This window comes from Streptomyces sp. NPDC003327 (assembly GCF_053589515.1).
Genome location: NZ_JBSFSA010000080.1, coordinates 1 through 12,310 on the forward strand (window position 1 = coordinate 1; position 12,310 = coordinate 12,310).

Annotated in this window: 12 protein-coding genes and 3 pseudogenes; 10 read left to right on the forward strand and 5 right to left on the reverse strand. The window is 75.2% G+C overall.

From position 1 onward, the window contains the following. Both ACWDVG_RS31040 and ACWDVG_RS31045 read right to left on the reverse strand, forming a co-directional pair. Nucleotides 1-657, reverse strand: a pseudogene (locus ACWDVG_RS31040) (cytochrome P450); the annotation flags it as partial. Between the two features lie 408 nt (nt 658-1,065). Then, nucleotides 1,066-1,524 (reverse strand): annotated as a pseudogene (locus ACWDVG_RS31045) (SRPBCC family protein); the annotation flags it as partial. A gap of 165 nt (nt 1,525-1,689) precedes the next feature. Here ACWDVG_RS31045 and ACWDVG_RS31050 point away from each other — a divergent pair. The 9 genes from ACWDVG_RS31050 to ACWDVG_RS31090 all read left to right on the forward strand — a co-directional run bounded on the left by ACWDVG_RS31050 (nt 1,690) and on the right by ACWDVG_RS31090 (nt 7,854). Next, nucleotides 1,690-2,016 (forward strand): CDGSH iron-sulfur domain-containing protein, encoded by a 327-nt coding sequence (locus tag ACWDVG_RS31050; protein ID WP_451704204.1) that lies wholly within the window; start codon nt 1,690-1,692, stop codon nt 2,014-2,016. Next, nucleotides 2,013-3,254 carry an iron-containing redox enzyme family protein gene (locus tag ACWDVG_RS31055; RefSeq protein WP_451704206.1) on the forward strand — a complete coding sequence of 414 codons (1,242 nt, stop codon included), beginning with the start codon at nt 2,013-2,015 and terminating at the stop codon, nt 3,252-3,254. The genes ACWDVG_RS31050 and ACWDVG_RS31055 overlap by 4 nt, the downstream gene beginning before the upstream one ends. 116 nt (nt 3,255-3,370) lie before the next feature. Next, a complete protein-coding gene (locus ACWDVG_RS31060) occupies nt 3,371-4,105 on the forward strand; it encodes a nucleotidyltransferase family protein (protein WP_451704208.1) in 735 nt (244 codons plus the stop codon). Next, on the forward strand, nt 4,102-4,365 hold the full coding sequence (locus ACWDVG_RS31065; RefSeq protein ID WP_451704209.1) for a hypothetical protein: 264 nt from the start codon (nt 4,102-4,104) through the stop codon (nt 4,363-4,365). The genes ACWDVG_RS31060 and ACWDVG_RS31065 overlap by 4 nt, the downstream gene beginning before the upstream one ends. A 65-nt stretch (nt 4,366-4,430) precedes the next feature. Further along, nucleotides 4,431-5,186: a metallophosphoesterase family protein gene (locus tag ACWDVG_RS31070; protein ID WP_451704221.1), complete on the forward strand. Its 756-nt coding sequence runs from the start codon at nt 4,431-4,433 to the stop codon at nt 5,184-5,186. A gap of 81 nt (nt 5,187-5,267) precedes the next feature. Then, a complete protein-coding gene (locus tag ACWDVG_RS31075) occupies nt 5,268-5,813 on the forward strand; it encodes a hemerythrin domain-containing protein (RefSeq protein ID WP_451704211.1) in 546 nt (181 codons plus the stop codon). Nucleotides 5,814-5,830: 17 nt separating this feature from the next. Further along, nucleotides 5,831-6,796: a TIGR03557 family F420-dependent LLM class oxidoreductase gene (locus tag ACWDVG_RS31080; protein ID WP_451704213.1), complete on the forward strand. Its 966-nt coding sequence runs from the start codon at nt 5,831-5,833 to the stop codon at nt 6,794-6,796. A 223-nt stretch (nt 6,797-7,019) separates the two neighbouring features. After that, nucleotides 7,020-7,244: a DUF6480 family protein gene (locus ACWDVG_RS31085; protein WP_451704215.1), complete on the forward strand. Its 225-nt coding sequence runs from the start codon at nt 7,020-7,022 to the stop codon at nt 7,242-7,244. A 55-nt stretch (nt 7,245-7,299) separates the two neighbouring features. After that, complete coding sequence (locus tag ACWDVG_RS31090) at nt 7,300-7,854, forward strand: DUF5709 domain-containing protein (protein WP_451704216.1); 555 nt, start codon at nt 7,300-7,302, stop codon at nt 7,852-7,854. Between the two features lie 75 nt (nt 7,855-7,929). Here the strand turns inward: ACWDVG_RS31090 and ACWDVG_RS31095 are convergent, their stop codons facing one another. Next, on the reverse strand, nt 7,930-8,676 hold the full coding sequence (locus ACWDVG_RS31095; protein WP_451704218.1) for an SDR family oxidoreductase: 747 nt from the start codon (nt 8,674-8,676) through the stop codon (nt 7,930-7,932). Nucleotides 8,677-9,082: 406 nt separating this feature from the next. Between ACWDVG_RS31095 and ACWDVG_RS31100 the strand changes: the two genes are divergently transcribed. After that, entirely contained in the window at nt 9,083-10,480 is a 1,398-nt protein-coding gene (locus ACWDVG_RS31100; protein WP_451704223.1) for an MFS transporter, read from the forward strand. Nucleotides 10,481-10,527: 47 nt separating this feature from the next. On the opposite strand, the gene ACWDVG_RS31105 is transcribed toward ACWDVG_RS31100, so the two are convergent. After that, nucleotides 10,528-11,610: a glycosyltransferase family 9 protein gene (locus tag ACWDVG_RS31105; protein ID WP_451704219.1), complete on the reverse strand. Its 1,083-nt coding sequence runs from the start codon at nt 11,608-11,610 to the stop codon at nt 10,528-10,530. Continuing rightward, nucleotides 11,607-12,251: pseudogene (gene rfaE2, locus ACWDVG_RS31110) on the reverse strand (D-glycero-beta-D-manno-heptose 1-phosphate adenylyltransferase); the annotation flags it as partial. The pseudogene rfaE2 and the gene ACWDVG_RS31105, both read right to left, overlap by 4 nt. Nucleotides 12,252-12,310: the final 59 nt, after the last annotated feature.

A 12,310-nucleotide genomic window follows, 5' to 3' on the forward strand; every position in this document is an offset into this window, starting at 1 on the left:
CCGTCCGTCGTGACCCCGCTGAACAAGTACATCGGCTACGAGGAGGCCGCCAAGGTCGCCAAGCCCGCCCCGGGCGGCCGCGACCACCCGCGCCAGGACGTCCTCCTGGCGTGCGCGGGCGCGCCGGGCCCGCAGGTGGCGGGGGCCCGGCGTGGCGAAGCCGTCGACCATGGCCACGCAGTCCCGGGCGAGCCGCTCGGTGCCCGCCGCGTCGAGTCCGGGCAGCCCCGTCCAGCCGGCGACGGCGCGGCCGAGGACCAGCGCCGCCTCGTCGAAGAGCGTGACCTCGCGCCCGCGCAGCCGGCCGAACTCCTCCCGGAACTCCTCGCGGACGCGCGCGACGAGCCCGTCGACCGCCGCGGGCGCCGTGAGCTCGGTGAGGAACAGCCCCTTGCGGGCCCGGTGCGCCGCGCCGTCCAGGGTGTGCACGGCGCCGCGCCCGAAGAGGGTGTCGAGAACCGGCCCGGGCAGGGCTCCCTCGCGCAGGGCGTGGTGCTCGTCGTAGAAGAACCGCACGGCCTCGGGGCCCCTCAGGACCCGCACCGGCCTGCCGAGCAGGCGCGTCGCGACGGTTCCGTCGCCGCTTCGGCCCGGCCGGAGCCCGGGCAGCCACGCGTACCCCTTCAGGAGCAGCGGGATGGTCTGGTCGACGGTCACGGGGCCTCCAGCGTCGTCACGGGGCCGCGCGCGGGGCGCGGAAGACGGACCTGCACGGATGCGCGTGCGCCGGGGGCGAGCCGGAAAATCACCGGCCCGCGCACGTACGTATGCGGCACCGGCACACGTGCGCGGGGGCGACTACCCGGCGTCGCACCGGGCAATCGCCCCCGCTCCGCGGGCCGCGGCCCGCCGTACCCCGTCCAGCCGATCAGTCGATCAGCCGAGCGGCTTGTCGGTCCCGCCGGAAGGCATCGGCCCGGGGTAGGGCCCCGGCCGCGCGGGAGGCTCCGTCTCACCGCCCGGCGCGCCCCCCTGCGTACCGCCCGACATGCCGCCGGGCATGTCACCGGACCTCTCACCGGACATCTCGTCCTGTCCGCCGCCCGGCATGCTGCCGCCGGAGGCGTCGCCGGGGCGTATCCGGCCGCGCCAGCCGCCGGACGCGGACCCGCGGTCCTCGATGTAGTGCTTGAAGCGCTGGAGGTCGCCCTGGACCCGGTTCTCCAGGAAGCCGAGGGCGTCGCCCGCCTTCTCGACCATCCCCGTCGGCTCGACGTCCATCGCCAGACTCACGCGCGTGTGGGTCTCGTCCAGGCGCTGGAACGTCACCACGCCCTTCTGCCGGACGTCACCCCCGACCGTGCGCCAGGAGATCCGCTCGTCGGGCAGCTGGTCCACGATCTCCGTGTCGAACTCGCGGAACACGCCCGCGACCCGCGTCTGCCAGTGGCAGTGCCGGTCGTCGAGCTGCCGTACCTCTTCCACGCCGTCCATGAAGCGGGGGAACTCCTCGAACTGCGTCCACTGGTCGTACACGTCCCGCAGCGGCGCCTCCACCCTGATCGTCTCCTGCACCATGCTCATGGTGTCCACCTCGTCCTTGCCCGCGAATTTTCGCTTGGTTTGCCCGTACCCACATCCGGCGCCCTCACGCAGCGTGGCCGGTTCGTCCCGTGATCGCTCGGGGTGGGCATATCCGTGCGGAACCGGGGAACCCGCCCTGCGTCAGCGATCACAGTGGAGGTTGCCGTGAGCCATTCCGAGGAACGCGCCCGCGACGAAGGCCCCGACCCCCAGCGGTCGGCCGTCCCACGGGTCACTCCGGTGACGGACGGGCCACTGCTGATCGAGGGGCCGGTCGAGGTCGTGCTCCCGGACGGCACCGTCCGCCGCTGCGAGCGGCCCGTGATCGCGCTGTGCGTCTGCCGACGGAGCCTGCGGCAGCCGTTCTGCGACACCAGCCACCGCCCGCGGATGCGGCCGGCCAGGCGCTCCGGAGGCGAGGGCAGGGGAGAGAAGGAGCCCGCGGCCGGGACCGCGGACCGCCGTACGGGCGGTGAGGAGGCCACGCGATGACGACCACAGCCCCGCGCGGGACGACCGCGCGCGACACGGCCGCCTACCGGACGGCCCCCTTCCGGACGGCCCCGGGGGAGAGCACCGGCCGGACGGTCCGCCCCCAACTGCCGCCGCCGCGCGGCGACCTCTCCGCCGCCGTGGACGCGTTCCTGCGCGGCCGCTCCCGGGCCCTCCCCGACAGCGGGACGGTGGCGGCCGCCGAGCCGCTCGGTGAGGACCTCCAGCTGGCGCTCCACCTCGCCTACGAACTCCACTACCGGGGCTTCGCCGACGTCCCGGACGACCTGGAATGGGACCCGGCGCTCCTGCGGCTGCGCGCCCTCATGGAGCAGCGGTTCGAGGACACGCTGCGCGACGCCTGCGGACGCCACAACGGCGTGGACGAGGCCTTCGACGCCGTCCTGACCGAGCCCGTCCACGGCGACGGCGCCTCCCACTACCTGCTCCGCCACGGCACACCGACGCACGTGCGGGAGTACGCCGTCCTGCGGTCGATCTACCAGCTCCGCGAGGCCGACCCCCACCTCTGGGTGGTGCCCCGGCTCCAGGGCCGGGCCAAGGCCGCCATGATGGCCGTGCAGTACGACGAATTCGGCTGCGGCCGCGCCGAGCACATGCACGCCCGGCTCTACGCCGACCTGATGGGCGCGCTCGGTCTCGTCCCCGCCTACGGGCACTACCTGCCGTTCGTCGGCGCGCCCCTCCTCGCCACCGTGAACCTGATGTCGCTGCTCGGCCTGCACCGGTCCCGCCGCGGCGCCCTGGTCGGCCACTTCGCGGCTTTGGAGATCACCTCCTCGCCCGGCTCCGCCAGGATCGCCGCCGCGCTGCGCAGGATCGGCGCGGGCGAGGCCGCGGTGCACTTCTACGACGAGCACGTCGAGGCCGACGCCGTACACGAACAGCTGGTGCGCCGCGAGGTCGTCGGCGGGCTCCTCGCGGACGAACCGGGTCTCGCCGGGGACGTCGTCTTCGGCGTCGAGGCGACCGCCCTCCTGGAGGACGCGCTCTCCGAGACCGTCGTGCGCGCCTGGCGCTCCGGCACCACGGCCCTGCGCGCCCCGCTCCCGGACGACCCGGAGGGCCCCGGTCCGTCCGGGGACCCCGACGCCGCCGACACACGCGCCGAAGCGGCCCAGCCCCCCGACGCCGCCGAAGACACCGACGCGACCGACGCGACCGACGCGTCCGGCTCGCGCGCCGACCGCGACGCGCCGCGCGGCGGTGCCCGCTGAACCGTCCGACGGCCCACCGCGCCGCCGCGGATGCTTTCGGCGGCGGAGGGTACAGGCAGATCTCCGGCCCCGGCGGGCGAGTCCCGACGCGACGGCCGGCCCAGGAGGAGACCCCAATGAACCTCACCGAAGGGCGCCGCGGCGCCCCCACCCCGCGCGACGACGTGCGCCGTGCGGGGGAAGACGGTCCCGGCGCGGCTCCGGAACCCGGCCCCCGCGTACCGGACCTGCCACCGGACCACACCCAGGCGATCCTGGAGACCACCAAGGAGATCGCCGCCCTGCTGAAGACCTCGGAGTGCCCCTTCGCGCTGGTCGGCAGCGTCGCCGCCTACGCGCACGGCATCCCCGTACGGCTCCAGCACGACACCGACTTCGTGCTGCGCAGGGAGGACGCCGAGACGGTCACCCGGCTGCTCCGCCAGCGCGGGATCCGGGTCATCGACCCGCCGGAGGACTGGCTGGTGAAGGCACGCAGCGGCGGGGAGGAGATCGACCTGATCTTCGCCCTGGCGGGCCGTCCCGTCACCACGGAGCTGCTCGACCGCGCCGTCACCCTCCCCGTGGACTCGGTCCACATGCCCGTCATCGCCCCGACCGACCTCCTGATCAGCCGGCTCACCGCGCTCTCCGAGCACCACTGCGACTTCGGCGCCCTGCTGCCCGTCGCCCGGGGGCTGCGCGAGCGCGTCGACTGGTCGGTGGTGCGGCGCGAGACCGGCGACGGGCCGATGGCCGCCGCCTTCCTCTACCTCCTCGAACGGCTCGACGTGATCCCGGCGGCCGACGCGTCCGGCGCGGACGAGGGGGAGACGGAGCGTGCGGCGGAGGAGGGAGGTGACCCGCGATGAGTGAGCACGGCCGAGCGCACGAGGACGAGTACCGCATCGCGCGGCTGCGCGAGCGCCTCGCCGAGGACGACATGGCCGAACTCGGGGTCCAGCTGGAGCAGCGCGGCGGCGCCGTCGTCGTGACGGGCACCGTGCCGACCACGACCCGGCGCGACGAGATCCTGCGGCTCGCCCGCGAGGAACTCGACGGCCTGACCGTACGGGCCGACCTCGCAGTGGCCTGCGCCGACGCCCCCGACCGCTGGGAGGAACTGACGTGACCACCACCCCGACGACGGACGGACACGCCGCGGGGCCCGCGGGGGACGACGGCCCGGTCGTCCGTGTGGCGGCCGTCGGCGACATCCATCTGAGCGCGGACTGCGCGGGGCTCCTGAAACCCGCCTTCTCCGCACTGCCGGACTGCGCCGACCTGCTGCTGCTCGCCGGCGACCTGACCCGGCACGGCACGCTGGACGAGGCCCGGGTGGTGGCGGGCGAGGTCGCGGACGCGGGGGTCCCCGTCGTGGCCGTCCTCGGCAACCACGACTACCACTCCGGCGAGGAGGAGGCCTTCGCGCGCGTGCTCTCCGACGCGGGCGTCACCGTGCTGGAGGGCGACTCGGTCGTCGTGACCGTCGACGGGCACAAGGTCGGCGTCGCCGGTACGAAGGGGTTCTGCGGCGGCTTCGTGGGCCGCAGCGCGGGGGAGTTCGGCGAGCCCGAGATGAAGGCGCTCGTCCGCACGACGCGGCTCAGCGCCGAACGGCTCACCGACGCCCTCGACGACCTGTCGGAGGAGGGCTGCTCGGTACGGATCGCGCTCACCCACTTCTCGCCGGTCCCCGACACGCTCGCGGGCGAACCGCTGGAGATCTACCCCTTCCTCGGCAGCTACCTGCTCGCCGAGGCGATCGACTCCGTGGGCGCCGACCTCGCCGTGCACGGCCACGCCCACCTCGGCGTCGAGCACGGCATGACGGCCGGGGGCGTCCGGGTCCGCAACGTGGCCCAGCCCGTCATCGGCCGGGCCTTCGCCCTCTACCAGCTACCGCTCGGCGGCCACCACGACGCGGCGGGCGCCACGCCCAGGACGACCTGACCACACCGGAAGCCGCACCGGAACCACAAGCCCGAACCACAAGCCCCAAGCACAAGCCCGAACCAAAGGAGGAGTCCGCGGATGGACGGCATCGTGATGCTGCGCGAGGACCACAAGACGGTGGAGAAGCTGTTCAAGGAGTTCGAACGGGCGGGCGACGACGACCACCGCCGCAAGCGGGAGATCGCCGACCAGGTGATCCAGGAACTCACGACGCACGCGTGGATCGAGGAGCGGGTCTTCTACCCGGCGGCCCGCGAGGCCGCGCCCGACACCAAGGACCACGTCCTGGAGAGCGTCGAGGAACACCACGCGGTGCTGTGGATGCTCTCGGAGCTCGACGGCCTCGACCCCGAGAACGAGCGCTTCGACGCCAAGATGACCGTCCTCATCGAGAACGTCCGGCATCACGTCGAGGAGGAGGAGAAGGACTGGTTCCCGGAGGTCCGCAAGGCCATGGGCCGCAACCGCCTCGTCGAACTCGGCGAGCGCATGGCGGCCGAACGGAAGAACGCACCCCGCAACCCCCTGGACGTCCCGAGCGCCGACGCGCCGGACGCGGCCGACCGGGCGGAAGGCGCCGGAAGGGCGGACGGACCCGGCGGCGCCGACGGCGAAGCCGACTGAGAAGAAGGGCACGGCACATGATGCGCATCGGCTACACGATGATGACCGAGCAGGCCGGCCCCCGCGAGCTGGTCGAGCACGTGGTCGGGGCGGAAGCCGCCGGATTCGACTTCTCCGTCGTCTCCGACCACTCCTTCCCGTGGCTGGAGAGCCAGGGCCACGCGCCGTACGCCTGGAGCGTGCTCGGCGCGGCGGCCCAGGCCACTTCCAGCATCCCCCTGATGACCTTCGTGACCTGCCCGACCTTCCGCTACCACCCGGCCGTGATCGCCCAGAAGGCCGCCACGCTCCAGCTCCTCTCCGAGGGCCGGTTCCGGCTCGGCCTCGGCTCCGGCGAGAACCTCAACGAGCACGTCGTCGGCGCCGGCTGGCCCTCCGCCCGGGTCCGGCTCGAACGGCTGGAGGAGGCCGTCGACATCATCCGCGCCCTGTTCACCGGGGAGTACGTGAGCCGGCGCGGCCCGCACTTCCCGGTCGACAACGCCCGGCTCTGGGACCTGCCCGACACCCCGCCGCCCCTCGGGATCGCCGTCTCGGGACCGCGCTCCTGCGCCCTCGCGGGCCGCCACGCGGACCTGCTCATCGCCACGGAGCCCAAGCGGGAACTGCTCGACGCCTTCGACGCGTCCGGCGGCACGGGAAAGCCCCGGATCGGACAGCTGCCCCTCTGCTACGACACCGACCGCGACGCGGCGGTGCGGCGCGCCCACGAGCAGTTCCGCTGGTCCCTGGGCGGCTGGCGGGTGAACTCCGAACTGCCCCTGCCGAAGAGCTTCGACCAGGCCACGGCACAGACCCGCCCGGAGGACGTGGCCGAAGCCGTGCCCTGCGGGGACGACGTCGACGCCGTCGTGAAGGCCGTCGCCGCCTACGAGGAGGCGGGCTTCACCGACCTCGCCCTCGTCCAGATCGGCGGCGACCGGCAGGAGCCGTTCCTCCGCTGGGCCGAATCCACCCTCCTGCCCGCCCTCCGCGGGCGGTGACGGAGGAAAAACCGGCCGCTTCCCCGGGGGCGGGGGAGCGGCCTCCGCGCGCGCCGGACCGTGCCGCCCGGCGCGGTCCATCGCCGGGCCCCCGGGGGCGGTGCGCCGGGCGAGGCGGAGCGGCCGTTCGGGAATGAGGCGCTCCCGGTCGGGTACGCGCGGGTCGACGAATCGGCCGTGCGCTCGCGCGGTCCCTTCCGCGAACCGCAGGGAGATGAGCGTCATGACGATACCCAGCAACCCCGACCCGGACCCCAGGGACTACCCCGACGCGGGGACCCGGCCGGGCGAGACTCCACCGGCGGAGTCGGGCACGAGCACCGGGACCGGCCCCTACCGGCCGCTCCGCAAGGGCTGGGCGGCGACGCCCCTGATCCTCCTGTGGACGCTGGTCGTCCTGTGCGCGCTGTTCTTCCTCGTGTACGCGATCGTCCTGGCCGTCGACTGAGCGCGCACCGGCCGGCCGCGCCCCCGTACCAACCCCCCACGAAAGGACCCCGGACATGCCCAGCAACGAGTCCGATCCGGACGCCCGCGGCGACGACGTCTACCAGCCCACCCACTCCGACGCGGACAACCGCCCCACCGACGACCTCGACCCGGACAACGCGCTCGTCACCGACCCGCTCGACGACATGGCGGTGCCCGGCTACTCGCCGCCCGAACGGCCGCGGGCCGTCACGCGCCACGGCACGACGCAGCGGGAGCAGCGGGAGGGCGAGTCGCTCGACGAGCGGATCGCCCAGGAGGTGCCCGACGTGCCCCTTCCCGAGGGCGACGGCATCGGGGACCTCCCGGGAGGCGCGGGGGAGCCGGTCGACGAGGAGGCCGGCGCCACCAGGGCCGGACGCCTGGCCCCCGTCGCCACCCACCCGGACCGGGGCGGCATGGACCGGGCCGTCGCCCGGGACGTCGGCCCGGACGACGGCGCCGCGCCGGCCGAGGAGGCCGCGATGCACGTGGACACCGCGGCCGACGGCACCGACATCGACGCCGAAGCCGAAGCCGAAGCCGACGCCGACATCGGCACCGGGATCGGGCCGGGCGACCGGAGCTGAGACCGCGAACGACGCACGACGCCGCGCACCCGCCGAACCTTTCGGCGGGTGCGCGGCGTCGTACGGTGGCCGCGGTCACGGCCAGGACGTCTCCCGGCGCGGCACGACGACGACCTCAGCGAGCGCGCTGCCCGTCGGCACCGACAGGGCGTACATCACCGTGTCCGCCACCACCTCCGGACTCTGCAACAGACCCGTGTCCGTGTCGGGGAAGCGGTCCATGATGAACGGCGTCTCCATGCCGCCCGCGACGACACCCGTCACACCGATGCCGGGACAGTCCCGCTGCGCCTCCTTGAACAGGGTGTGGGTGAAGGCGCGCAGCCCCGTCTTCGCCGCCGCGTACGGGCCCGCCTCCGTCCAGGTCCGCAGCGCCGCCGTCGAGAGGATGTTCACGATGTGGCCGCCGCCCCGCGCCACCATCCGTCCGTAGGCCTCCCGGCACAGGTACATCGGGGCGAGCAGATTGGTGGTGACGACCCGGGTCATCTCCTCGGCCGTCAGCTCCTGCACCGCCTTGGTGACGTCCACGGCCGCGTTGTTGACCAGGACGTCCACGGGCTGCCCCCGGTCGTCCAGGTCCCGGAAGACCTCGGCGACGGCCTCCGCGTCCCGTACGTCCAGGACGACCGGCGCCGCCCGGCATCCCTCGCCCTTCAGTGCCTCGCACAGCTCCTTGGCGAGGTCCTCGCGCACGTCGGCGACCACGACCTCGGCGCCGGCCCTGGCGAGCCTCCGGACGATCGCGGCCCCCAGCCCCCGGCCTCCGCCGGTGACCAGGGCCCGCCGGCCGTCGAGCCCGCTCCGCGTCCCGTTGTTCATGACGTCCCCTTTCCGTGGATCCGAATTCCCGCACCGGCCCCCGTACCGCGTGTGAGCAAGCACACCAGAAGTCCAACCCCCCTGCTGAGACGACGAGTTGGCGGCCGCATGGGGTACGGGCGCGCGCCTCGGCCCGCTCCCTTCCCCTCGTCTCGGGAACCGTCTGCCACGATGGGCGCCGGGCCCGCCCCACCACCGCTTCCCCGCCCGCGCGGCACACCGTTCCGCCGCGCGGGAGAGGCACGGGAGGGCCCCTGCCTCCCCCACCGCCCGCGCCGCCGCGCTCTGCCCCCGTAGCCCTCCTGTGCCTCTTTCCCTCCGCGGACTCACCCGCGCCCCCGCCCCGTCCACCGCCAAGGCGCCGTCCGGGAACCGCTCGCCGTGGCGTGCGCTGCGCCACCGCAGCATGCGCTGGTGGGCCGTCGCCAACGTCGTCTCCAACATCGGCACCTGGATGCAGCTCACCGTCCAGAACCTGCTGGTGCTCCAGATCACCGGGTCCGCGGCCGCGACCGGCCTCTCCATGTCCGTGCAGGCCGCCCCGGGCCTGCTCATGGGGGCCCTCGGCGGAGCGGTCGTGGACCGCTGGCCGCGGAAGCTGACGGCCGCCGTCGGCCAGGTCCTGCTCGCCGTCGTCGCGGTCGTCACCGCCGTGCTCGTCGCCACCGACCGCCTCGACCTGCCGCTGCTGATGGCGCTCGCCGCCGTCACCGGCGTCATCGCGACCGTGGACGGCCCCGCGTGCGCCCTGCTCGGCAACGACCTCGTCGACCCCGACGACGTACCGTCCGCCATCGGCATCGGCTCGCTCGCCCACAGTGGTGGACGGCTCGCCGGCGCCGCGCTCGGCGGCGTGACGGTCTCGGTCCTCGGCACCGCCGCCGCCTACGCCGCCAACGGCCTGTCCTTCCTCTTCGTCGCCTGCGTCATCCCCTTCCTGAAGCCGGCCCGCTCGGCAGCCGCGCGCCTCGCGGGCGCCGGGGCCGCGGCGGAGGAGAGCGGCGGCGACGGCGGGACGGGCGTGCGCGAGGGCCTCGTGTTCTTCGCCCGGCGCCCGCGGCTCGTCGCCCTCGCCGGTCTCAACGGCGTCAGCGCGATCTTCGGACGCAACTACTCGCTGACCCTCGTCGTCCTCGTCACCGGTCCGCTCGCGGGCGACGCGGGCACCTTCAGCACCGTGTCCACCGTGCTCGCCCTGGGCGGCATCCTCGGCGCCGTCCTCGGCGCCCGGCTGCGCCGCCCCGCCGTCCGGCTCGTGGGCCTGCTGACCCTTGCCGGGGCGCTGCTCCAGGTCCTCGCCGGCCTGGCGCCCTCGGTCGCCGTACTGCTCGTCCTCGTGCTGCCGATGGCGATCGCCGAGTCCGTCGCGGACACGGCGCAGAACACCGTCCTCCAGACCGACCCGCCGCCCGCCATGCGCGGACGCGTCCTCGGTGCCTGGAGCAGCATCCGTACGCTCTGGGGCCTCGCCGCGCCGCCGACGCTCGGCCTGCTGATGGAGCTGCTCGGCGCCCGAGGCGCCCTGGTCGCGGGCGGACTGCTGGTCTCGGCCGTCGTCGGCTCGGGCTTCCTCGCCCACCGCCGCCGTACGGCACGGGAGCAGCACCCGTCCGGGGCCACCCTCTCCGTGGACCGCGCCCTCGTCCCGGCGCCGCGCGTCCCCGCAACGGTGCCGGCCGTCACCGAGACGGTCCTCGTTCCCGAGACGGTCCTCGTTCCCGAGACGGTGCCGGTCCAGCCGGTCCAGCCGGTCCACCCCGCCACCGCGCCCGCCGGACGCGTGGAACTGGGCACCGCCGTCTGACCCCGGCGCCCCGGCCGGACCGGGGCGGGGGCGGCCGGGCCGACGGCTCACGGCGTGCTCCCGGAGACGGCGGGCCGCCCCCGCGCCGCCGTTCCGGCCAGGTCGTCCACGGCGGCGACCACCTCGTCGACCGTCACCCGCAGCAGCCGCGGGTCCGGCGAGGCGCCGTGGGCGTCACCCGGGCGCAGCGCGTCGGTCTCGTCGGCGTACGGATGCCACAGCACCCGGTGCGGGCCCTCCCCGGGCGGCCCCCACAGGCGCGGTGACACCGGGCCGAACAGCACCACGGAGGGCGTACCGAGCGCGGACGCGAGGTGGGCGAGGCCCGTGTCCCCGACCACCAGGCACCGCGCCCCGGCGAGCAGGGCGCACAGTTCGCCGAAGGGCACGCCCCGGCGACCGCCCCGTACCGCGGCGGGCGGCAGACCCGCCCGCTGGGCCACGCCGCGGGCGTACGCCTCCTCGCCGGGCCCCGCGGTCACCACGACCCGCTGCCCCGCCGCGGCCAGCGCCCGGGCGACGGCGGCGAACCGGTCGGCGGGCCAGCGACGGGAACCGGCGTCGGCCCCCGGGTGGAGCACCACCGCGTCCGGCACGGGAGAGGGCCGGGGAGGCGGCGGCAGCCGCAGGTCGCCCGCGTCGGCGTCGAGCCCGTACCAGCGCAGGAGACGGCACCAGCGGTCCCGTTCGTGCTCCGCGGGGTCCCATTCGGGTCCCGGGACGCCGAGGACCTCCGGATGCCGGAACGCCCAGATCCGGTCCGGCCCGAGCCGGGCGAGCAGCTGATGGCTGAGCGGGCCGCGCCCGTGCAGGTCGACCGCGAGCTCCGGCGGCCGCCCCGCCCACGGCAGCACGGCGGGCACCTCGCGCCCGGGGGCCCGGGTGATCAGCAGTCCGTCGACGGCGCCGGTCGCCCGGACGACGGGCGCCAGCCCGGCCGGGGCGGCGAGGACGAGCCGGTGCCCGGGGAATCCCCGGCGCAGCGCCCTCAGGGCGGGCAGGGCGGTCAGCGCGTCACCGAGGCCGAGCGCCCGCAGCACGAGCACGGTCGGCCGCCCCGCGCCCGCCCGTCCGGGTCCGTCCGGCCGCTCGGACCCGGCATCCCCCTTGGTGGCGCCCGGGCCGGTCACACCGGCTCCCCGGACGGCAGGGTGCGGGCGGCCCGGTGGGCCAGCGACGTCGTCGACCGGCCGTCCAAGTAGGGCAGGGCGACCGCCTGACCGCCCCACGACCGCAGGGCCTGCGCCTCCGGCAGGTCGTCGGCCCGGTAGTCCCCGCCCTTGACCCACACGTCGGGCCGCAGCGAGCTCAGGAGCCGTACGGGCGTGTCCTCGTCGAAGGCGACGACCGCGTCGACGCTGCCCAGGGCGGCCAGCACGCGCATCCGGTCGGCCAGCGGGTTCAGGGGACGGCCGGGGCCCTTCAGACGGGCGAGCGAGGTGTCGGAGTTGACGCAGACGATCAGGCAGTCCCCGATCCGCGCGGCGTTCTCGAGCAGCCCCACGTGGCCCGCGTGCAGCAGGTCGAAGCAGCCGCCGGTGGCGACCACCGTGCCGCCGCGGGCGTGGACGCGCCGGGCGAGTTCGAAGGCGTCGCGCGGCGCGGGCTCGGCCGGCTCGGCGGGAGCCGGGGGCTCCCACAGGTCCCGGTTCCCGGCGCCCCCGGCCCGTACGAACGCGGCCGCCTCGGCGACGGCCCGTTCCACGGCCTCCTCCGGCAGCGCCCCGGCCGCGAGCGCGGCCGCCGCCGTCGCCGCGAAGCAGTCGCCCGCTCAGATCGGAAGAGCGTCATGTAGTCAACGAGTGTGTATATCGGAGAGTAGATAAGGGT